The organism is Pseudarthrobacter lactosi, assembly GCF_055412785.1.
On the sequence record NZ_JBVAYS010000003.1, the window covers coordinates 88007 to 109119 of the forward strand.

19 protein-coding genes, 1 tRNA gene and 1 pseudogene are annotated in these 21113 nt (G+C 64.1%); 9 read left to right on the top strand and 12 right to left on the bottom strand.

Features of this window, described 5'->3' with window-relative positions:
• Together ACZY0Q_RS13885 and ACZY0Q_RS13890 are read right to left on the bottom strand one after the other, a co-directional pair.
• Window positions 1-1062 (bottom strand): zinc-dependent alcohol dehydrogenase, encoded by a 1062-nt coding sequence (locus ACZY0Q_RS13885; RefSeq protein ID WP_463917704.1) that lies wholly within the window; start codon window positions 1060-1062, stop codon window positions 1-3.
• A 241-nt stretch (window positions 1063-1303) separates the two neighbouring features.
• Window positions 1304-3094 (bottom strand): annotated as a pseudogene (locus ACZY0Q_RS13890) (HNH endonuclease signature motif containing protein).
• A gap of 175 nt (window positions 3095-3269) precedes the next feature.
• Between ACZY0Q_RS13890 and ACZY0Q_RS13895 the strand changes: the two are divergent.
• Window positions 3270-3359: transfer RNA gene (locus ACZY0Q_RS13895), tRNA-Ser, on the top strand.
• Between the two features lie 391 nt (window positions 3360-3750).
• On the opposite strand, the gene ACZY0Q_RS13900 is transcribed toward ACZY0Q_RS13895, so the two are convergent.
• The 3 genes from ACZY0Q_RS13900 to ACZY0Q_RS13910 all read right to left on the bottom strand — a co-directional run bounded on the left by ACZY0Q_RS13900 (window position 3751) and on the right by ACZY0Q_RS13910 (window position 5410).
• Entirely contained in the window at window positions 3751-4173 is a 423-nt protein-coding gene (locus ACZY0Q_RS13900; RefSeq protein ID WP_463917706.1) for a hypothetical protein, read from the bottom strand.
• 87 nt (window positions 4174-4260) lie between these two features.
• Entirely contained in the window at window positions 4261-4566 is a 306-nt protein-coding gene (locus tag ACZY0Q_RS13905) for a hypothetical protein (RefSeq protein WP_463917708.1), read from the bottom strand.
• Window positions 4559-5410, bottom strand: a complete 852-nt coding sequence (locus ACZY0Q_RS13910; protein WP_463917710.1) for a hypothetical protein — start codon at window positions 5408-5410, stop codon at window positions 4559-4561. The genes ACZY0Q_RS13905 and ACZY0Q_RS13910 overlap by 8 nt, the downstream gene beginning before the upstream one ends.
• Window positions 5411-5513: 103 nt before the next feature.
• On the opposite strand from ACZY0Q_RS13910, the gene ACZY0Q_RS13915 reads away from it, so the two are divergent.
• Window positions 5514-6035 carry a DUF5336 domain-containing protein gene (locus ACZY0Q_RS13915; protein WP_463917712.1) on the top strand — a complete coding sequence of 174 codons (522 nt, stop codon included), beginning with the start codon at window positions 5514-5516 and terminating at the stop codon, window positions 6033-6035.
• Between the two features lie 100 nt (window positions 6036-6135).
• Window positions 6136-6495, top strand: coding sequence for a hypothetical protein (locus ACZY0Q_RS13920; RefSeq protein WP_463917713.1), 360 nt, complete (start codon window positions 6136-6138; stop codon window positions 6493-6495).
• Window positions 6496-6678: 183 nt separating this feature from the next.
• On the opposite strand, the gene ACZY0Q_RS13925 is transcribed toward ACZY0Q_RS13920, so the two are convergent.
• Window positions 6679-7458 carry a type 1 glutamine amidotransferase domain-containing protein gene (locus ACZY0Q_RS13925; RefSeq protein ID WP_463917715.1) on the bottom strand — a complete coding sequence of 260 codons (780 nt, stop codon included), beginning with the start codon at window positions 7456-7458 and terminating at the stop codon, window positions 6679-6681.
• Between the two features lie 103 nt (window positions 7459-7561).
• The gene (locus ACZY0Q_RS13930) at window positions 7562-7903 is read right to left on the bottom strand and encodes a hypothetical protein (protein WP_463917717.1); all 342 of its coding nucleotides are present in this window, start codon (window positions 7901-7903) and stop codon (window positions 7562-7564) included.
• 439 nt (window positions 7904-8342) lie between these two features.
• Between ACZY0Q_RS13930 and ACZY0Q_RS13935 the strand changes: the two genes are divergently transcribed.
• The 5 genes from ACZY0Q_RS13935 to ACZY0Q_RS13955 all read left to right on the top strand — a co-directional run bounded on the left by ACZY0Q_RS13935 (window position 8343) and on the right by ACZY0Q_RS13955 (window position 13080).
• Window positions 8343-9419, top strand: coding sequence for an NAD(P)H-dependent flavin oxidoreductase (locus ACZY0Q_RS13935; RefSeq protein WP_463917718.1), 1077 nt, complete (start codon window positions 8343-8345; stop codon window positions 9417-9419).
• A gap of 70 nt (window positions 9420-9489) precedes the next feature.
• The gene (locus ACZY0Q_RS13940; protein ID WP_463917720.1) at window positions 9490-10830 is read left to right on the top strand and encodes a hypothetical protein; all 1341 of its coding nucleotides are present in this window, start codon (window positions 9490-9492) and stop codon (window positions 10828-10830) included.
• A 76-nt stretch (window positions 10831-10906) separates the two neighbouring features.
• Window positions 10907-11530 carry a hypothetical protein gene (locus tag ACZY0Q_RS13945; RefSeq protein ID WP_463917722.1) on the top strand — a complete coding sequence of 208 codons (624 nt, stop codon included), beginning with the start codon at window positions 10907-10909 and terminating at the stop codon, window positions 11528-11530.
• An 87-nt stretch (window positions 11531-11617) separates the two neighbouring features.
• Entirely contained in the window at window positions 11618-12352 is a 735-nt protein-coding gene (locus ACZY0Q_RS13950) for a YcnI family copper-binding membrane protein (protein WP_463917724.1), read from the top strand.
• Between the two features lie 104 nt (window positions 12353-12456).
• Window positions 12457-13080, top strand: coding sequence for a DUF4232 domain-containing protein (locus ACZY0Q_RS13955; RefSeq protein ID WP_463917726.1), 624 nt, complete (start codon window positions 12457-12459; stop codon window positions 13078-13080).
• Between the two features lie 30 nt (window positions 13081-13110).
• On the opposite strand, the gene ACZY0Q_RS13960 is transcribed toward ACZY0Q_RS13955, so the two are convergent.
• From ACZY0Q_RS13960 to ACZY0Q_RS13980, 5 genes are all read right to left on the bottom strand, one after another.
• Window positions 13111-14622 (bottom strand): glycoside hydrolase family 32 protein, encoded by a 1512-nt coding sequence (locus ACZY0Q_RS13960; protein ID WP_463917728.1) that lies wholly within the window; start codon window positions 14620-14622, stop codon window positions 13111-13113.
• Between the two features lie 104 nt (window positions 14623-14726).
• The gene (locus tag ACZY0Q_RS13965) at window positions 14727-16334 is read right to left on the bottom strand and encodes an ABC transporter substrate-binding protein (protein ID WP_463917729.1); all 1608 of its coding nucleotides are present in this window, start codon (window positions 16332-16334) and stop codon (window positions 14727-14729) included.
• Window positions 16335-16421: 87 nt separating this feature from the next.
• Window positions 16422-17381 carry a carbohydrate ABC transporter permease gene (locus ACZY0Q_RS13970; RefSeq protein WP_463917731.1) on the bottom strand — a complete coding sequence of 320 codons (960 nt, stop codon included), beginning with the start codon at window positions 17379-17381 and terminating at the stop codon, window positions 16422-16424.
• Window positions 17382-17388: 7 nt separating this feature from the next.
• Window positions 17389-18363 carry an ABC transporter permease gene (locus ACZY0Q_RS13975; protein ID WP_463917733.1) on the bottom strand — a complete coding sequence of 325 codons (975 nt, stop codon included), beginning with the start codon at window positions 18361-18363 and terminating at the stop codon, window positions 17389-17391.
• Complete coding sequence (locus ACZY0Q_RS13980) at window positions 18360-19403, bottom strand: LacI family DNA-binding transcriptional regulator (RefSeq protein WP_463917735.1); 1044 nt, start codon at window positions 19401-19403, stop codon at window positions 18360-18362. Before ACZY0Q_RS13980 ends, ACZY0Q_RS13975 begins: the two co-directional genes overlap by 4 nt.
• A 146-nt stretch (window positions 19404-19549) precedes the next feature.
• Between ACZY0Q_RS13980 and ACZY0Q_RS13985 the strand changes: the two genes are divergently transcribed.
• Window positions 19550-21103 carry an FAD-dependent oxidoreductase gene (locus ACZY0Q_RS13985; protein ID WP_463917737.1) on the top strand — a complete coding sequence of 518 codons (1554 nt, stop codon included), beginning with the start codon at window positions 19550-19552 and terminating at the stop codon, window positions 21101-21103.
• Window positions 21104-21113: the final 10 nt, after the last annotated feature.

Sequence of the window (21113 nt, forward strand, 5' to 3'; positions counted from 1 at the left end):
CTACTTCCTGTCTTTGGGGTCGGTGCGTGCGGGGCTGTCCTGCGTGGGGTTGTAGTGTCCCGGGCTGTCCGCGTTGGGGTATTCGATCACATGGCACAGGGCTTCGAGCGTGCCGTCGGCCAGGTTCTGCACCACTGCCGGAAGCTCTGCGAACGGCGAGGCGCCGGTGAGGAAGGCATCGAAGACAGGGTCCTTGAGGAGCTCAACAGCCAATTCCAGGCGCTCGGCCGTGGTCCGGCGGTGCCGCCGTGCCCTGGCAACGACCCCCACCTGGCTGGCGCGGATGGAGAGCCGGCGTGCGTGAAAGTCCTCACCGAGCGGCAGCGTGACCTCGCGGTTGGCGTACCAGGACATCTCGATGATCTCCCCCTCATCGCCGGCCAGCTGCAGGCTGCGTGCGAGGCCTTCCTGGGAGGCGGAGCAGTGGAACACGATGTCGCAGTCCGGTGTGGCATCATCCGGGAGGGCGAAGTCCACGCCAAGCTTGTCCGCCAAGTGCTTTCGCTCCGGGTCAAGGTCCACCAGCTGGAGCCGGGCCAGCGGGAAAGTCCGCAGCAGTGTGGCCACCATGCCACCCACCAGACCGGCGCCGACAACGGCAATCCGGTCCCCCAGCCTCGGGCCAGCTTCCCAAAGCGCATTGACGGCGGTTTCCACGGTGCCGGTAAGGACGGCACGCCGGGCCGGGACGCCGTCCGGAATCCTAGTGAGGGCGTCCGTGGAAATGACGTAGCGGTCCTGATGTGGGTTGAGGCAGAAGACCTTCTGGCCCGCCCAGTTTTCGGGCCCCTCCTCCACAATGCCCACCGAAAGGTATCCGAACTTCACCGGCGACGGGAAGGTGCCCTCTTGGTGCGGCGCACGCATCTCCTCAGCCACGCGGGGCGGGACGGAGCCGGTGTGGACCACAATTTCTGTGCCCTTACTGATTCCTGAATACAGCGTGCGGACCAAAGCTTCGCCGGGCCCGGGGGCATGCAAAGCCTCGTTCCGGAGCTCGCCGTGCTTCGGGCCCGTAGTCCAGTACGCGGTTGCTTGTGCCTCTGTGCCTGAGTTAGTCATCTTGCTTATGAATCTAGTCCGCGAGGGCTCTCCGCGACACCCACCGGCGCGAGTGGACACTTGGAGTCTTTGGAATCGGGGCAATAAATGCCCGTTCGCGCTTTTGATGGGCGGAGAGCCCGGTGGAGAGCGGAGCCCTGTTCTGCCCCGGCTCAGCCCGCCGCAGCATAGGCCTTGCCCCAGCCCCGCCCGCGCTTTAGCCCTGCCACGGCACTAACACTGCGTTCTTTCGGGTTGGCGGTCAGAAAGTGCTGCGGGCGGTGAAAGAGGCGGCCCAGCTCGGGAACGGGCCTTCGGGCATGGGTCCGTCCGGCAGCGCGACGTCCGAGAACGGGGCATGGTCCAGCGGTTCCTTGTCGCGCAGCTCATCGTCGAGCGGTTCATGGTCGCGCAGCTCATCGTCGCGCGGTTCCTTGTCGCGCAGCTCATCGTCGCGCGGTTCATGGTCCGGCAGCTGAAATTCGGCACTGCCAGCGTCGGGAAAAAGATCGCCCTCCACGGGTCCGCCCGGCGTTTCGGCGTCGGCCACTCCCGGATCTGCAAGGAGTGCCAGCCCTGACCATTGGCCCGGCTGTTGTTGTGGCCAGGTGGGTGGTTCCCAGTCGGGGTGTTCGCTGGTGTAGTGGCGTCCGGTGGGTGATGTCCAGCCGGGTGGTTTGTTTTTGGTGGCGGTGGTGGGTTTCCAGGCTGTGGTGTGTCTGAGTCTGTGGTGTTTGTGGCAGGGCTGGCCGAGGTTGCTGATGCCGGTGGTGCCGCCGCGGGCCCAGGCAAGGATGTGGTCGGCTTCGTTGTCGAGGGAGTGGCTGCTGCAGCCGGGGAACGGGCACTTGCCATCGCGCAGTCGGAGCCATTGGCGTTGGGCTTTGGTGACCCGGTAGCTGCTCCGCCCAATCTCCAACGCAGCACCATCACGGGGGTCTGTCAGGACGCGGTGGAACGATTCGGCACCGTCGGCGACGAGTCGGCGGGCCATGGAGGGTGGGATGGGTCCGTAGCCGTCGAGCATGGCCGGTTCATCGGTGAGGCCCATCAGCGCGAACACCGGCACGGTCACGAGAACTTGCGCCCGCGGCGACGGAACCCCCTCGCCCACAACCGTGCCCGTTGCGCCGCTGCCTCCGGTCACGCCAGCAGGCGCGCCGGGCACTTCAACGGTTCCGCCGGCCACACCATCTTTTGCGCCGCCTGCGGTGTTGTTGGTCAGCAGCCAGGTGGCGACGGTGTCGGCGCGGAGCTGGGTGAGAGTCCGGTCCTCGTCCGGTCCTTGGAGAGCACGGGCGGCGGCGGTGGTGCGGTTCCAGATCCCGGCGGCGGTATCGGCGGGGAGGTAGGCAGAGAGCCAGGCCATGCCGTCGCGGTCCGGGGCATACTCCAGCCGCCGATCCTGGACACCGCGTGCGTGGCGTTTTTCAATGCTCACCGGATGGTGCCGTTACCGCCAGGTCCGGGCCTTGGCCCGGAACCTCCCGGGGATGAGTTCACCGGCCAAACCACCCCTCGCCGCGTTCACCGCGTCGGGGTCCAGGAAATGCGCTTCCAGCGCCTGCGCGCCGGCGGGGTCCAGGTTGGTGGTTTCGTCGACCATGATCCTCGCGTGCTGCCACGAAATCGTCCCGGCCTGCAGCGCGGAGAACGTCAGCGGCAGAGCCGTCGTCAGGGAGTGGGCTTCGCCGAGCAGGGCGCCCGCGGAGCGTTCGCTGACGGTCATGGCGCAGGCGACCTCGGCGACCACGGCCACCTCCTGGCCGGTGTGGTCCTGCGGCGACTCAGTCGGGCCCGCGAGAGCCTCGGCAGCGGCGCTGTAACCGGCAGCCAGCCAGACCTTCAGGGCCGCACTTTTAGCGTCCAGTCGTGAGATCTCGGCCAGCCCGTCCAGGAATCCATCGGCCGCCCGCCGCAGCGGATCAGCATCCCCGGCACCCCCTGCACCCCCTGCACCCCCGCAGTTTGCCCCGCCACGGAGCCGTGCAGCAAGCTCAGCGTAAGACACCGAAAGGGCCTCCGCCGTCACCACAGCCGCTCTGCTATCCATACCTAAATCATCCCCGGAGGGTCTGACAATGAACGGGAGGCTAAATGGCTATGTGCACAACCCTGCGGCCTCGTTTGGCATTCATGGCAGGAATTTGGGAAAAGAACCGTACCAGGAGCGGGCCGGATGCGCCGTTTTGTGGATGGGCGGTATGCTCCGGTAACCTATTCAGGTTGGTGACGTGTCCGAGCGGCCGAAGGTGCAACACTCGAAATGTTGTTTGGTGTCAAAGCCAACGTGGGTTCAAATCCCACCGTCACCGCCAATGAGAAAGGCTCCATTTCCCTTGCAAACAACGGGAAGTGGAGCCTTTTCGCTTGTCTGGAACGTACTCGTTGGCAATGAAATGGCAAAACCTGCCTACGGAGACGTCGGCCAGCCACCAACTTTGCGTCTCAGCCCATGTGTGCGCATGCCTTCATCATCGCCTGTCCGTGAATCTTTGATAGGCCGTGCTTGAAGCTCAAGTTGGAACCCACCTGGTGTTTTTTTGGGCGCGGGAGCTTCCGTCGACGCTCCTGCCCCGACCGTCCGGATCAGTGGGGTCGCAGCCTTCAGTGCTGGCCGGGGCGAAGGTACTTCAGCCCAAGCTGGCCGGCGATGTGCGGTCAGAGGCTCGTGATTAATGAGCGTGGCGAGGGGAGCGGCGAGTGCTCTCACCTCTTTTCCCATCTGTACGGCGCCGTAAACCCGTCGTCTAGGATCTGACCCGCTATTACCCACTGCGCCCAGACGAGCAGCAGGACCATCGACGTGCCCAAGATGTATAGCGCGACCCGCGACCCCTTCCGCATGTGATGGTCATCGGGTTTCCGTCTTCTCCGCCCCCTCGGTCCCAGGAACAGTATGCCTATCAAGGGGAGGGCCAATGTGATCTGCATCGGGTAGTAGCCGCCGTATTTGCCGGGATCAGGGTGGAAAGTGTTCCACGGGACATTCAGGAACACGAAGATCGCAATCCCGGCACAGGTTACCAATGCAGATATGCAGAGAATATCTAAGTACCTGCACGCCGTTCTACCCAGTCGGAGATCCTCCTCCGTGAACCCTGCGGGCACCACCTCAATCTGTTCGGTCATGCTGCTATCACTCTCTGCTGGATGGTTGCTCACAGTTTGATACTCATTGGCGGAGGATTCGGGACATTGCCAGCTCGACGCGGAAAGCTAGGGGTTGCGCAGGATCCAGGACCGCCCACGACGCAGCGCCACAGCCAGATTAGTGATCGCATGATGCGACTCGGCGGTCCCAACGTCGGAGAAGGATCCCGCCCCGCCGTACAACGCGAGTGCACTAGTGGCTGCCTCGCGGAGGCTTCGGGCATCCGTGACATCGACGAACAGCCCGTCCAGCCAGTCAGCAGTGATTCTCCGCGATTCGTCGTGTTCTGCGCGGGCCACGGCGCGGACCTCAGCAACCGCGGACAGGATTTCCTCCCGAACAGGTTCAACGGTCCTTCGATCGCTATTCACAAGCCGCTCCTATGGTCGGTTTCTCAAGTCCTTGCGCCGGCTTCTGCTTCGCCCGGGGCCTGCGTTTGCGCCGCCTACGCCGGCTTGGACCGTTGAACGGCGGTCGCGGTTCCCCGAACCGGGGATCGGCCCAGTACCGTCCGCCTATCAAGATGCCGGCGAGGGCACCGTAAGCCCACGCATGTGGGAGGGCCATCTGGTCTGTGGCACCGCCCACGAACGCCAAGGTAAACCACACCACGGGTAGCCCAATGATGAGGAGGCCGTTCCTGACTTGCAGCGGCGGTGGGAAGCGGAAGAGGGTCCAGCCCGCGATGACAGCGATGGCGACAACGGCAACAGCAACTGCAACGGCAGGGACCGACGGTGACAGGAGGACCAGCTGGGCTGTACCGATACCCAGCAGCACAAGCGCACACACACCGTTGATCAGTGCGAGGCGCCACCCGCCGGAGAACTTGCCTGCGGCGTCAGGCCGGCGCGGGCGGGTTTGCGTGCGCGCTGCCCCGGCACCCGGTCCCGACCAGACGTATCCGCCGGCGATTCCGCCGACGAGGAACCCTATGAACCACGGCCCCGCCGCTGGGATATCCAAGGCGCCATCGACGTCGAGCGAGATCAGCGTCCAGTAGTTCAGGAGGAACGTCCAGAGCATCACCGTGAACGCCCGGAACGATTGTGAGACGACGCGAACCACGAGAAATGCGTAGACCACCCCTACCGCAAGGAACACTGACGCCTCAAGGAGCCTGCTACCCGCGAACCACACGAACAGACCCAGCATCAGGGCAATCATCCCGGCGTAAAGGACCCGCACGTCCCACTGGTCAATTTTCTTCAGCACAGCAAATACCCCCCCCCATAGATACAAGGGTAGGGCAGGGCCAGCCGCAGCCAAGATCGCCTCGACGCGGACGCGGTCCCCCTGAATGTGCAACTATCTGTCCATGCCCGAAACCGCAGATCAGCCCGTCGCCGTTCGCGCGACGGCTTTTACCAGAACCTCAAGGTGGCTGCACCGCCCTGTGCGCCTGGTCCGCCACGACGCCTACTGGGCGGATGGTCGTGTGGACTTCGGCGTGAGCCTTTCGAAGGTGATGTACCGGGGATTCCCGGCGGACTTCGCGGCCATAGATGAGAGCGTTCACGCCCACTGCCCGGAAGTAGGGACCGGCCGGTGGGTGAACGAATTCGGCCAGGTCGTCGAGGGACCCACCCAGATTGATCCGAACCCGCCAGGAAACAGTGGAGGAGAGCGGCGCAAGTATGGGGTTTCGAGATACGAGTCGAACCCGAACGCGAACCGTGCGTGGCGTCTCGGCTGCGGAGTAGCCGGCCTAGGCCTCGGCGTCTTTCTCGCCTCCGGGCCGATGAGTGACGGGATCGCCGGTTTCGTAGGAGTTATTTTCTGCGTCGGCGGCCTGGCCTCGCTCGCAGGTTTAATCCCCGGTAAACGCCGACCGTGGTGAGTCGCACTACGACGGTTACACCTTCCGAGTCCTATACGAAAGCAAGCCAAAAGTATCGAAAGCGCAGATCCTAAACATCGCCATCACGGTATTCACAACTTTGTCCATTGCAACAATCGCCTGGTGGGCGCGGAAGCACCCCAACCGGTCCAAGGACTATCCGGAACAGGTCCGTATGCCCAAGGTGCTGCCGATTTTCGGCTGGATCTGCGTGTGCGCGGGCCTCATCATGGGTGTGGTGGCCTTCAGCTCTGACGATGCTCGCGATCCCATCGCGTTCCGTATTGCTTCGGTGGCGATTTTCCTGGGCGGGATGGCATTCGTGGCCATGTACCGCAACTTCTACGTGGCTCCGCGCGCCTATGAGGTGGCCTTCCGAAGCGTGCTCGGCAAGGAACACCTGATCGCCTACAGCGACATTGCGCACTTACGACATGACGCCGTTATTGGGGGCCGTTGATTTCCGCGAGATCACGGGCCGTTGGCCTGTCTGCCCGCAGTCACCGCACAGGACATTTAGCGCAGCGGCGCACCGCCGCCGTCGTTACAGCGAATTCGTGATACCGCCGCCAACGGGAAAGGCCCTACCTTCCTTGTAAAAAGGAGATAGGGCCTTTGGGAATGTCCCAGCGCGCTGCGGGCGTTAGTGCTCGGCGCCTGCCGCAGCAGCCTTCTTGGCGCTCTTCTCGGCGTCCTTCTCGGCGCGCACCGCCTCCGCCTCGTGTTGTTCCTCGGCTTTTTCCTGGTGGATGACTTCTGCCAGGAGCTTCTCCATCTCCTTGGCCACGCCGGCCGCCGACGCCGGGTTCTGGCCGGTCACCAGCCGGTCGTCGACCACCACCATTTCTTCAAAGACACCAGCCAAGACATGGGTGGCACCCCGTTCCTCAAGCCTGTCTGCCAAAAAGAACGGGATGACTTTGTCCTTCCCTGCGGCAACTTCCTCGTCGTTGGTGAAGGCAGCCACCTTCCTGCCCTCGACCAGCCGAAAGCCGTTGGCCAACTCGACGTTCAGCAGTCCGGCCGGCCCATGACAGACAGCGCCCACCACGCCGCCAGCGTTGTAGACGCTGGCTACAAGGTTCTGCAGGCCTTCGCTGTCCGGGAAGTCCCACATGGTGCCATGGCCTCCCACGAGGAAGACGGCGTCGTATTGGTCGGGATCAACGACGTCGACGCGGGCAGTGTTGTAGAGACCGGCGCGCGTGGTCTCGTCCTCCGTGAAGGCCACCTGGATGGGATCTTTTGGGTCCACCTCGTCGCGCGGGGGCTGGCCGCCCTGGATGGAAGCGAAGTCGACGAAATGCCCGGAATCCTTGAAGACCTTCCAGGGATGCGCGGCCTCAGCAACGTTGTATCCGGTCTTCTCGCCGGTATCGCCGATCTCGGAAATGCTGGTCAGTACCATGAGGATTTTCTTCATGAAATGCTCCTTCCGTCTACCTTCCACCCTACGCCCAGCCCAATTCGAGCCCTCCCCGGCTTAGAAGGCACGGGCCTTTGCTGTACACAACGGAAGCTCCCCGTCAGAGCTTGTCCGTCCTGTCATCGCCCTTGTGCCCGCCGCGCAGGTTTTCCTGGACCTTGCCGAAGAGGTCCTTGATGGTGGACTCGGTATTGGTAAGCATGTCCGGCTGCAGGTAGACGTGCTGAGTGCCCGGAAGGCTGTAGCTGGACTGCAGGCCGCCACTTCCTTCGACACCCTGCAGGGCAATCGTCACGCCGCCTTCCTTGCGCGCAATGGCCGCGATTTTTCCAAATACCAGCGTGAATTCGTCCGGCTCAAAACTGACCGTCTGACCCACATGGGTCCGGTTGAGTTCGCTGGCCGGCGTGGCTTTTTCGTTGCCAGTTCCTGAGTAGTTCATCACGTGCTCCCTGAGGTGGTTGGCGACTTACGCCAGCAGTCTAGCCCCACCCCAATGCCGCGGTACATGGCCCTACTGGATGCCTGCACAAACAGGTGCGGTAAGCGTGGTCACATCCTCCATTGAGTAGAGCAGGCTCCTTCGGGTTGGATGAATTGGACCGGCACACCTGGCCGGCACCCGATCTTTAAGGAAGAACCGTGACTTCGACGACGAATCGCGCTATTCGGCGACCACAGGCTCTTCCAGGTCAACAACCAGGTCTGCGAAGGCCTGGAAATCCTTTGGAGCCAGCCGTGGCCGATCCCTGCCCCGACGACTGCCACTACTGCTCAGGCCCGGAAACAGACTGATTCCCCGGCCACAGGTTGGGCAGCGGCCGCCAGCCCTGCGAGACTAGGTTCTGAAGCCAAAAAACCGACCTCTCAGGAGCCGCCGCATGTCGCCCGAGCACCGCACTTCAGCCCGGCAAAACCGCGTCACCGAACTGTTCGGCACGGACGTTCCGGTGGTGCTGGGCCCGTTCGGCGGCGTCTCGTCCGTGGAGCTGACAGCAGCCGTGAGCGACGGCGGCGGGCTGGGTTCCTACGGCCTCTACGGTTATGGCGCCGACGCCATCCTGAACACTGCGGCTGAGCTGAGGAAGGCAACGCCGAAGCCGTTCGCCCTCAACCTCTGGATTCCCACCGGTGACGAAACCACCTCACTCCCCCAGACGGCGTTCGAGCAGTACCTCGACACCCTGAAGCCGTACTTCGACGAACTGGGCCTTCCACTTCCGCCCATGCCGGACCGCTACATGGCCGACTACGAAGAGCAGGTGGAGGCAACCCTGGCGGCGGGTCCCGCCGTCGTCAGCTTTGTGTTCGGAGTGCCCGCACCTGAACTGGTCGACGCGGCGCACCGGAGTGGAATGGTGGTGGTGGGCACCGCCACCACCGTCGCGGAGGCCATCGCCCTGGAAGCCGGCGGCGTGGATGCCGTGGTTGCCAGCGGCATGGAATCCGGCGGCCACCGCGTCTCGTTCCTGAAGCCCGCGGAGGAGTCCCTGATAGGAACTTTCGCACTGGTGCCGCAGGTGGTTGACGCTGTCCGCATTCCGGTGATCGCCGCCGGGGGCGTTGCGGACCGTCGCGGATACGCTGCCGCACGGGCCCTCGGCGCCGACGCGGTCCAGGTGGGCTCGGCGTTCCTGGCCACCCGCGAATCTGCGGCCGTTCCGGCATACCGGGCCGTCCTCCGCAGCCCGGCCGCGGGGGAAACAGTGCTGACAAGGGCTCTCAGCGGACGGCTTGCCCGCGGCATCCCCAACCGCATCATCGCGGAACTGTCAGCGCGAAGAATAGCCCCGTTCCCCGCCCAGAACTGGCTCACTGGCCGTTTCCGTCCGGAGGCAGCCGCCCAGGGAAACACCGAACTCATGTCCCTTTGGGCGGGGCAGGCCACACCGCTGATCCGGCATGACTCGGCCGCGGACGTCCTCGCCGAACTGCTCGCCGGCAGCCCGGTTTTGTAAGCTCGATACATCCGCAGTTATCCCAGGCCTCGAACCTGTGGCGAGCGCCCGTTGACACCGGAGGCAATCCTTGACCAAAAAGACCGGCAAATCCAAGAGGAACAAGGACCGGCGGCACCTCAAGGCCGTACCTTCGGCCCCTAAGATGCCCCTGCAGCTGGTCCTGAACCATCGGGTGATTGATTCGATGGCCCTTGACTTCATCCAATGGCATGCGACGGAAGATCCTGATCCTGCCGGCGCCTTCGAATGCCTTGAGCTGGTCAAACTCTTCCTCACGTCGCAGCACGCCATTAACGGATCGAGCTCGGCCACAGCCATCGACAGTGAAACCCTCGAGCAGGCGGCGGGAGCAATTGCGGCGTCGTTGGACCCCGAAGACATGGATGAGGCCTTCGACGACATCTACTTCGCCCTTCACTCGTACATCCATTTCCTGAACGGAACCGGCCGCTGGACCGGCACGGACGCCGCGTACGAGGAACTCCATTCCGCGTTGGGAAACGGCATCGCCGCGGCAGTCCCGCAACTGCCGGCAATCCAGGTGCCTGACCTCGGCAACGACCACCAGGAGGCTGCGTTCAATGCCATGCCGCTGATCAAGCGCGCTTCGGCCCTCCTCGAGTGGATCGGAACCGGCCGGGACATCACCAGCACTGGTGCGCTGCGTCTGAAGGACATCGAGCCGGCAGCCGCAGCCGTGGGCGTCCAGGCCCGTGGAAAGCGCGGCGCGAGTGGGGCCGCGCCACTTTTCGATCTGGAAACTGCCAAGGGCCTGCCCGGAACGCTGCTGGAAGTCGGAACCATGCACGACGTACCGGTGCTTCGAGATATCTGGTCAGCCTTGGTAGGGGCAAACCTGATCACGCTGAGATCCACCAAAGCCATTCCCGGCCCGGAAGTGGCCGCCTGGAACAGCACCAGGATCGAAGAACGGCTGGACATCCGCCGGATGCTTTCGGTGGTCCTTCTGGTCGGCGTGCTCACCGACGAGGACGAGGAGTGGGACCAGGAAGCTGTTGCCGGGACACTGCTGGCCGTCCTCACCTATGGCACCACCGATGAACCGATGCTCGTGGCCGAACTCGAACGGATGGCGTCGCCTGACCTGGAGGGCGCCTTGCGCCAGGACATGGACCTCGAGGACACCGAGCTAAAGGACACAGCATTTGAGGAGATCTATGCGTCGTTCGCAGCCCTGCAGGCGCAGCAGAAGCTGACCCTGCTCGCCGAGATGGGACTGGTGGAGGCCGCGACTGACTACCGCGTTCCCCCGGTGGCCATCCAGTGTCTCGAGATGGCAATGGGTTTCTTCAACCTGGCAGACGAGCCATCCGACGCCGCAGAGTTCCCGTCCAACGTGATCCCGCTGCACGGCCCGTCACACACCGGCGGCCCCAAAGGCCGGTAGAATCTGAACGTTGCTGAAGAGGCACCGTAACAACGCGACTGAACACCGTCACCGGCGACCGAAATAAGGAGGGTCCGTGCTCACCAACCACGCCCGGCCACCCTTCCATTTCCTTCGCACCGCGTCCCTCTCCACGGGAGTCCTGACTCTTGCTGCCGCCGCCCACGTGGCCGGCGGAGGCGACCTTCCAGCCCCAGGCATCCTGCTGGCCGTGCTCGCCATGACAGTGCTGGCGGCCACCACTGCCACGAGGCTGCGGCTCAATTTTCCAGCCATGCTCAGCGTTCTCGGGGCAGGACAGTTCATCCTGCACGAAGCCTTCACGGCCTTCAGTTCATCGGGGACGGCTGTGAGCGGTGCAGCCTCGGGGCTCCACAACGCCCACCTAACCGGCGCCGCCGCCCCTGTCATCGCGGCTGCCGGACACGTCCACGATTCCGGCTCAGCGGGCATCCTGATGCTCCTGACCCACGCACTCGCCACCGGCGCGTGCGCCCTCCTGCTTGCCAAGGGCGAGGCCGCGCTGTGGGCACTGGCCGCGTGGCTGAGGCCGCTTGTCCGGCTCCCCGAAGCAGTGACGCCCGACGCCGGCACGCCGCGGGCGGTTCCCGTCCCACCGGCGGTTCTCCCCCTCCGCCCCTGGCGGAACCTCAGGCAACACAGCCGACGCGGCCCGCCTTCCGCCGTCGTACTTTCCTGACTCCGCCCGCACCGCAATTTCGCAGGCCGCGGGCCCACCCCGTACTCCCGCACGCCCCCAACCGGCGTGCGTTCGAAAGGCAACCCCATGACCACCTCATTCCTTCGCCGTACCCTCACCGCCGCAGCAGCCACGGGCGGCGCAGCCGTCCTGATCCTGACCGGAGCAGCCGGGGCGTCGGCCCACGTCGGCGTCACCCCGGACAAGACCGCAGCCAATTCCTACGCCCTGCTGACCTTCGGCATCCCGCACGGCTGCGACGAGTCCAGCACCACCAAGGTGGCCATCACCCTGCCGGCCGAACTCAACGACGCCCAGCCCACGGTGAACCCGAACTGGACCGTGGAAAAGGTGACCGAGCAGCTCGCTGAGCCCAAGAAACTGGCCGACGGCTCGTCCATCACCAAACGCACCAGCCAGATTGTGTACACGGCCAAGGCCCCGTTGGAGCATGAGCTGCGCGATGCCCTGGTGCTGTCGGTCAAGCTGCCCGACGCGGCCGGCTCCACGCTTTACTTCCCCACGCTGCAGTCGTGCGAAACAGGGCAGACTGACTGGACGGAGATCGCCAAGGACGGCCAGGACCCGCACTCCCTCAAGGCACCGGCACCGTCCATCACCATCACCGAAGCGGCAAGCGCGGACGGCCACGGCGCCGCTGCCTCGGCGGGGCACACCACCGAGCAGGTAGCCGCCTTGACCGACAGCGGCGCGGACGCCCGCAGCTGGGCGGGGCTTGCTGCCGGTATCGGCGGACTCGCCCTTGGCGGGGCGGCCTTCGTGCGCAGCAACTCAAAGCGCCAGCAGGAATCCGCCACGTAACATCGCGGGATTTGGTGCCCGGATGATCACGATCCGGGCATCAAATCGTCCCGTCTGCCCGTGGCATCGTTGACTCCCGTCACAGCAGCAACAAAGGTGGAGCCATGACGTATCAGCGCATTTCACAAGGGTTTGTTATTACGACGGCGGTCGCGGCAGCGGCGCTGATGCTCACCGCCTGCGGACCCAGCCAGCCGCAGACGCAGGGGACAACGACGCCGGGCACCAACTCCGCCAGCCCGTCCACCACGCCGGCGTCTCCGGACTCGTCCCCCTCGCCGTCGTCGTCCGCCACCACTCCGGCCGGTCCCGCGCTCTGCAAGGCGGCGACACTGTCGGCGGCTACCGATGCTTCCGGCGGGGGCGCAGCGGGCAGCGTCTACATGAAACTGAACCTCACAAACACAGGCACGGCGCCCTGCCTGCTGAAGGGTTTCCCCGGGGTGTCGCTGGCCGCCAACGCCGACAGTGAACCGATTGGCGCGGCCGCGACCCGCGACGAAACCACCCCTGTAGCGGACGTCCTGCTGGCGCCGGGCCAGACCGGAACCGCCGTTCTCCGCTACACCCAGGCCGCGAACTACAGCGACTGCACCCTGACGAATGCGGCCGGATACCGCATCTACCCGCCGGAAGACACGGCATCCTTGTTCCTGCCGCAGCCCACCAGCGCGTGCAGCAACGCGAACATCACGCTCCTGAGCATTGGGGCCTTCCAGCCCGCCTGAAAATGTGGGAAGGATTCGGTCCGTTGCCAGTCAGTCGACGAACTGGGTGACGTTCAGGCTGTGGACAGTGGCTGTGCCGCCGATGGCATAGAGCGCGACGTCGGTACTGGCGGGTGCCGGGAAGATCAATTCGGTCATAGTGACCTGTCCGTCCTGGGCGAAGACCTCAACGGAGCAGCGGTCCACAAAGATGGTGAGCTGGTAGTCGCCGTCGATAGCCCGGATAGGGGCGGCGTCGATGGAGGCGAAGGTTTCGTGGAAACCTGTCTGCCCGGAACCGCGCCGATCAACAACGAGGGTGCCTTCAACGGGCCTGATGCCGATGCGGGTCCCCTGGCCGCCGTCACCGCGGACCACGAGTCCGAATTCGGTGGCGCTTCCGGGCCTCAATGTGACATCGATGCGCTGGACGCTGCCCGCTGCACCATCCAGGATGTGGGTACCGTCGGCGATTTCCGTTGTGTTGAGGGTGAAGGTTCGGGCCGGGTCGGAAATTGAGGCGAGGTCTCCGGCGGCCTTCTGAACCAGTCGCTCTTTTCCGTCAACAGTGCGGAGGGATACTTCGCGGGCCAGCGTCATGGGGCTCCGCCAGGGCGACGTGGGGATCTGGTTCGCGTATTCCCAGTTGTTCATCCAGGCGATCATGAGGCGGCGGTTGTCGGGCGCATCGCTGAAGGAGACTGCGGCGTAGTAGTCCCGGCCCCAGTCCAGCCACTGGTACTCGCCCAGCCGGTCCGGGTCCTGGAGGCCTTCGGTCACGGTGCTGGCCGAGGTGAACGTGGTCCCGTCGAAGTCCCCTACGAAGTACTGTCCGGCGGAGCCGTTGTTGGGCCCACCCGGGTTGAGGTTCACGGTGAGGACCCACTGCAGGTTCTGCGGGTCGCCGTCGACGGGAAGGGGGAAGAGGTCCGGGCATTCCCAGACGCCGCCGGTGGCGTTGGCCGGGCCGAACGTGCTCAGCAGCTCCCAGCTCTTCAGGTCCTCGGACTTGTAGAACACCACCTGGAAGTCCGTCGCTTCCACGGCGACCATGACCCAGTAACTGGCTGCGGCGCCGTCGTACCTGATGACTTTGGGGTCGCGGAACTCGGCGGATCCGCGGTTCAGGACAGGGTTGGCCGTGTGCTTGGTCCAGGTGTAGCCGCCGTCGCGGCTGTAGGCGAGGGACTGGGCCTGAAGCCCAGCGTGTGCGGACCCGGATTTGAAGGCGCTGGTGTAGACGGCCACCAGGGGTGGGGCCGAGTCGGTCCCGAATCCGCTGGTGTTGTCCCGGTCGAAGACGATGCTCCCGGAGAAGATGTCTTCTTCCTCATCCCAGGAGATGGCGACGGCGTGTTCGGTCCAGGTGGTCAGGTCCGGGGAGGTGGCGTGTCCCCAGGACATGTTGCCCCAGACGTTATCCAGTGGGTTGTTCTGGTAATAGAGGTGGTAGACGCCTTCGTGAAAAATCAGGCCGTTGGGGTCATTGAGCCAGGTGTTCCGGGCGGCGTAGTGCAGGGCCGGCCGGAAGGTGTCGGCCGTGGTGGCGGTCGCGGCAGTCATGAAGGTGAGGTCTCGTTTCTGTGCAGTTCTGTGGAGAACCCTGGTCCGCTGGGCTCCCTGAAGGTGGGGTGGGCCGGTTGCGCCGGCCCACCCCGGTTGTGGAGCTAGGAGTTCTTCTTGTAGCGGTCGTAGGCCTGCTGGTAGACCTCGACCATTTTCTCGACGCCGACGTTCTTGAGCTGTGAGACGTAGCCGTCCCATTCCTGCTCGATGCCGCCGGAGACAATCCATTTGGCCATGTTCTGCTTCACCAGGGAGGTGATGTCCGTCTGGATGGTGCTGATCTGCTGCAGTTCTTCGTTGGAGAGGGCCACCGGGGGGTACCCGTCGTTGCCGGCGAAGGGCTTGTAGTTCTCGTTGACGGTTTTCTGGCGTGCTGCGGCGCGCGGTTCGGGAGCGACAACGGTGGTGAAGTTCTCGGCGGTATTGGCCTTCGGGCCACCCGGGGCGACCTTCTGGCGTCGTTCGCCCTCGCTGGTCCCGGCCGCGGCGGGGATCTGGGTCAGGAGGCCGCTGGCGTCCTTTTGCAGGGTTTCACCGATGGGCCCCCAGTTGGCCTGGGCGGACTGGATGGGGTCGTAGAGGTTGTCGGCCCAGCGCATGGTCGCGGCCGGGTATTTGTTGGTCCGGGTGATGGCGAAGGCGCCGCGGGCGATTTCCTGGTTGTTGGACTGGCTGGCGATCCGCTTGCCGTTCACGCCTTCAAGGACCGGGACCAGGGAGTAGTTGTTGGCGCGGTCAGCGCCGACCATTTCAGGGACTTCCCACCAGACAAAGGAGCCGAGGTTTTCGGTGGCCGCCTTGCCCTTGGCCAGGTAGGCCTTATCATCCTGGGAGAAGGATTCGGGGTCGATCAGGCCTTCCTGGTACCACTGGTGCAGGGTCTGGATGGCTTTTTTGTAACCGTCCTGGGTGGGGGTGAAGATGACTTTGTCGTCCTGGACAATGCGGTGGTCCATGTTGTCCGGTACTCCCCCGAGGGCGGCGATCAGGTCAACGATGTCCCCGCACCAGGAGCCCGGCATGAAGCTCAGCGGAATGGTCTTTCCGGTCCCGGAGGCGTCCTGGGTCTTGAAGGCCAGCAGTGCGTCGTGGAACTCATCGATGGTTTTCGGCATCGGGATGTTGAGCTTCTTCAGCCAGGAGGTGTTGATGGCAAGTTCGTTGGGGAACTGGACCAGGCCGAGTTCCTCGATCGACGGCAGGGAGTAGATGTGCCCGTCCGAGGAGGTGATGGCTGCCTTGATGTCGGCCCGGTCCGAGAGCAGCTTGGAGAGGTTGGGTGCGTTCTTCTCGATGAGTCCCTCGAGCGGGATGAGCGTGCCACTGGCGGAGTACGTGGCGATCTCGGCGTCGGTCAATCCGGTGTTGAAGAAAGCGTCGGGCAGGTCACCACTGGCGAGGATGAGGTTCTTCTTTTCCTGGAAGACCGTTTCGGGCAGGTTCTCCCAGTTGATGTGGACGTTGGTGGCCTTTTCCCATTCCTTCACCACGGTCATGGTGTTGTAGTCCGGAGCAAGTGCTGCCTTGGTGCCGGAGAACGTCAGGTCGAGTTGCTTGCTGACGATCGGGAAGCCTGTTTCCTGGAAACCGAAGTCCGCGGAGGCGTCTTTGATTTCCGCGGTGCCTGAGCCGCCGCCGGAGCAGGCGGTGAACATCAATGTTCCGGCCAGGACGGCGCCGAGGGCGGCGTATTTACGGCTGAGTGCCATGGTCATTCCTATTCTGAGGTGGATTTTGAGGGTGGGTGTGCTGCCGTCCGATGGCGGTTGCCCGGGCGGTCTGTGTGCGGGGAGGAACTATTTGACGGCGCCGATCATGGCGCCCTTGGTGAAGTGCTTCTGCATGAATGGCAGGGCAATCATCAGTGGCAGGCTCGAGACGACGATCATGGCGTACTTGGTGAGCTCTGCTATCCGTTGCGCGGCGGCATAGGATTCGATGTCTCCGCCGGTGGTTCCGGTGGATGAGACGTCTGACTGGATGAGGATGTTGCGCAGGACGAGCTGCAGCGGGTATTTGGAGTCGTCATTGAGGAAGATCAGTGCGTCAAAGAACGAGTTCCACTGAGCCACGACGTGGACCATGATCATGAGCATGATCAGCGGCTTGGACAGTGGGAGCACCATCTTGAAGAAGAATTTGAAGTCGGTTGCCCCGTCCATCTGGGCGGCTTCGCGCAGCTCGTTGGGGATGGTGTGCTCGAAGAAGGACCTGGCGATGATGAGGTTCCATACACCCACCGCTCCCGGCAGGACCACGGCCCAGACGGTGTCCAGCATGCCCAGGTCGCGGACCACCAGGTACTTGGTGATGAGTCCGCCGTCGAAAAACATGGTGATCACGAACAGGAGCATGAGGATTTTCCGGCCCGGCATGTCCTTGCGTGACAGGGCGTAGGCGCCGCAGAGGATGGTGCTGACGCTGATGGCGGTGCCGAGCACGGTGTAGATGACGGTGTTGCCCAGGCCGTTCCAGATGCGGCTGTCGGCGAAGATCCGTTCGTAGCCCTCGGTAGTCACACCGGACGGGAACAGCCAGACCTTGCCTTCGTACACGGCATTCGGGTCACTGATGGAAGCGATGACAATGAAGTACAGCGGGTACACCACGGCCAGAATGGAGAGCAGAAGGACAGCGGTGGCGGCGATGTTGAAGGCACGGTCGCCGTATTTGTCCCGCAGGGTCTGCTTGGGCCGAACCTGGCTGAGTGGCCGGATCGGGTTCTCGGTAGTGCGGGGGTTGGTTGTCAGAGACATTTCGGCATCACCACAGGGTCGCTTGGTTGGCCCGGCGCGCAATCGTGTTGAAGACGAGCAACAGCGCCAGGTTGAGGAGGGAGTTGAACAGGCCGATTGCGGCCGAATAGCTGAACTGCGCCTGCTGCAGGCCCGCGTGGTAGACGTACGTCTGGATGATCTCCGAGGTCGAGATATTCAGGGGCGTCTGCATCAGCAGTGCCTTCTCGAAACCGACGTTGAGCAGGTTGCCGATGGCCAGGATGAACAGGATGGTCACCACCGGCATGATGCCCGGGAGGTCAATGTGCCGGATACGCTGCAGCTTGGAGGCACCGTCCACCTTGGCAGCGTCATGGAGCGCCGGGTCGATGGCCGCCAGGGCCGCGAGGTACACGATCATGGAGAAGCCGGCGTTCTGCCAGACATCAGAGATGACGTAGATGGGGCGGAACCACTCCGCCGAACCCATAAAGAAGATCGGCTCACCACCGCCCAGCTGGATGGCGTTGTTCACCAGCCCCGACCGTGGGGAAAGAACCACGAACATGATGCCCACCACCACCACGGTGGAGATGAACGCGGGTGAATACAGCACCGTCTGGGTGAACTTCTTGAACCTCTCGCTCTGGAGCTGGTTGACCAGCAAAGCCAGGATGATCGGAATGGGGAAGGCCAGCAACAGCCCGAGTACGGCGATCCACAAGGTGTTACCAACCACCTGGCCGAACTGGTACGAGTTCACGAACCTGATGAAGTGCGTCAGGCCCACCCAGGGGCTGTCAGTGAACCCGTCCACCGGGTTGTAGTTCTTGAACGCGATCTGCACGCCGTACATCGGCCAGTACTTGAAGACCAGGATGTAGATGATCGCGGGGGCTAGTAATACGTATAACTGCCAAGCACGGGAAATCCTCTTCAAGCGGAGCGAAAGAGAAGTTTTTCGCTGCGGCAACGGCGCCGCAACAGGACGCCCGCGTCGGGCCGGGATGGTGCGGCTCATGGCATCTCCTTAGGGTGGGTCACTGAGTTCCGTTCGATCAAAGGGCAGTCCATGAGCTCGACCCGGCCATCGGGTTCCGCGTCCTGGAGGATCAGGTCAACCGCGCGCCGGCCCATGGCGACGAACGGCAATTCAAAAGTGGTCAATCCCGGGCGAAGAAACGGCGCCAGAGTTGCCTGATTATCAAATCCCACGATCGACACGTCCCCGGGGATGGAGAGACGCAGGTCCGAGACTGCCTGATAGGCACCCCAGGCGCCACGATCGTTAGCGCAGAAGATCGCGGTGGGTGGGTTCTTGGAGGTCATGAGCTCCATCGCGTACTTGTAGCCATGCTCCTCACCGCCTTGACCGAAGCGGACCAGCGACGGATCAACGTCCAGCCCCGCGTCTTCAAGTGCAGCGCAGTAGCCCTCATAGCGGCCGACGGCGGCAGGAAGACCGCTCTCCAGGGTTTCGATATTGATCATTCCCACCCTGGTGTGGCCTGCCTCGAGCAGTCGACTGGTGGCCGCGTACCCGCCCTTGACCTCGTCCGGGGCGACGCTCGCGACCCGGCCGGCACGGTCCTGCGAATTCAGCACCACGGACCTGACGCCCGCCAGGGCTTCCGGAACGTCCAGCCGCCGGTGATACATGGCGGCGTAGACCACGCCGGCGACCTTATAAGAGAGCATGGTGTCCAAGGATGCGGCCTCGAGCTGCTTATCACCACCGGTGTTTACCGAGAGCAGGAGGAGTCCGTCCTCCCACGCCCGCTGCTGAGCGCCTTCGATGATGGCGCCCGCAAAAGGAGTGGTGGCCACGGAATCGCCGATGAACCCGATCATGCCGGCTACGCCTTCGCGGAGGACTTTGGCGTGGGCGTTCGTGCGGTAGCCGAGCCGGTTCACGGCGTCCCGAACGCGCTTACGGGTATCCTCGGAGAACCTGGACCCGGAGGCTGAATTCAGCACCAGCGAAACGGTGGCCTGCGAAACGCCGGCAGCAGCAGCGACGTCGTGCATTGTCGGTCCTGACTTGGGCCGTGATCCAGCCATGATGGGCACCTCCTCGGGCCAGTTGCTTTTGTGGGTTATTCGTATAACTCCGGATAACTGTAGCGTGCATCACATCGGGGGTCAATAGTGTGCTGCGTCTCCCAGACTCTGGGCCTCAGCGTCGACAATAAGTACACTTAGCTTCCATGACGTCGCTCTGGTTGGACCGCGGGCAATCATTCATCACTGACACGTTCGAAGCCGGCACCGGCTACGACACAGTGGTGGCGGGGGCCGGGCTGACAGGGCTGGTCACCGCGCTGCTGCTGGCCCGCTCCGGGCAGCGGGTCCTGGTCCTGGAGGCCCGGTTTCCCGGGGCAGTGACCACGGGAAACACCACGGCGAAAGTGAGTCTGCTGCAGGGGACCGTCCTGGCTGCCCTGGCAAGGCAGTATGCGCAGAAGCAGGTTGGAGCCTACGTGGAGGCCAACCGGGAGGGGCAGTCGTGGCTGCTCCGCTATCTCGACGAACACCAGGTGCCGTATCAGCGCCGGGACGCCTACACCTACGCCACCACCGCCCAGGGGACCGAGCGGCTGCTTGAGGAACTCGGCGCAGCGACAACCGCCGGCCTGGACGTCGAGTATGTCCGCGATGCACGCCTGCCCTTTCCCGTCCAAGGCGCCCTGCTGCTGCCCGATCAGGCCCAGATCAATCCCATGGACGTCCTGGATGCCCTACTCGGGGACGTCCGGGCCCGCGGCGGGAGCGTAGTGGGCGGGACCCGGCTGCGGAATGTCTCAGGGAGCGGGCCGTTAACTGTCCACACGGACCAGGGCACAGTGACAGCAAGCAACGTTGTTCTGGCCACTGGAATCCCTGTCCTGGACCGCGGGCTCTACTTCACCAAGCTCAAGCCCCTGCGCTCCTACGCCGCGGCCCTTGAACTGCCGGCAGGAGTCACCGCGCCGCCCGGAATGTACCTCTCCGCCGAGGAACCCACCCACTCGCTGCGGGACTATGAAACGAGCGGCCGTCAGTTCCTGCTGGTGGGCGGGCACGGGCACCAGGTGGGGCGGACCGACTCGGAGAAGTCCCATCTGTCGGGTCTGCTGGACTGGGCTACCGGGCACTTCCCGGGCGCGGCAGCCACGCACACGTGGTCGGCGCAGGACTACCAGGCCACCAACCTCATGCCCTTCTTTGGCAAACTGCCGCGGGGCCGGGGCCACATCTTCTTCGGCACCGGATACAACAAGTGGGGCATGACCAACGCGGTGGCCGCCGCCCTAGGCATCTCCGCGGACATCCTCGGCGGCAGCCTTCGCTGGGCAAACACCATCCATCGCCGCGTGACGTCGCCCGGCGGGGCGCTGACCGCCGTCGCCGTCAACGCGGGTGTGGCTGCGCGGCTCGCTACTGACTGGGGGAAACTGGCGGTTGGGAAGGCAGGTGGTGGCACGCCGGTAGTTGAACCTGTCGAAACCCCGGTATCGGCAGGCTCAACCACCGGAGGTCCAGGACCGGCCGACGACGGCGGAAGAGTCTACCGCGACGGCGCCCGGCCCGCGGCGGTCTCCACAGTGGACGGCAGCACGTGCAGGCTCTCCGCCGTCTGCACGCATCTGGGCGGCATTGTCCACTGGAACGACAGTGAACTGACCTGGGACTGCCCGCTCCACGGATCGCGTTTCAGCGCCGACGGCAAGCTCCTGGAAGGACCCGCCACCGAAGACCTGCCCAGGCTCGAGCAGGGTTGATCCACGCTTC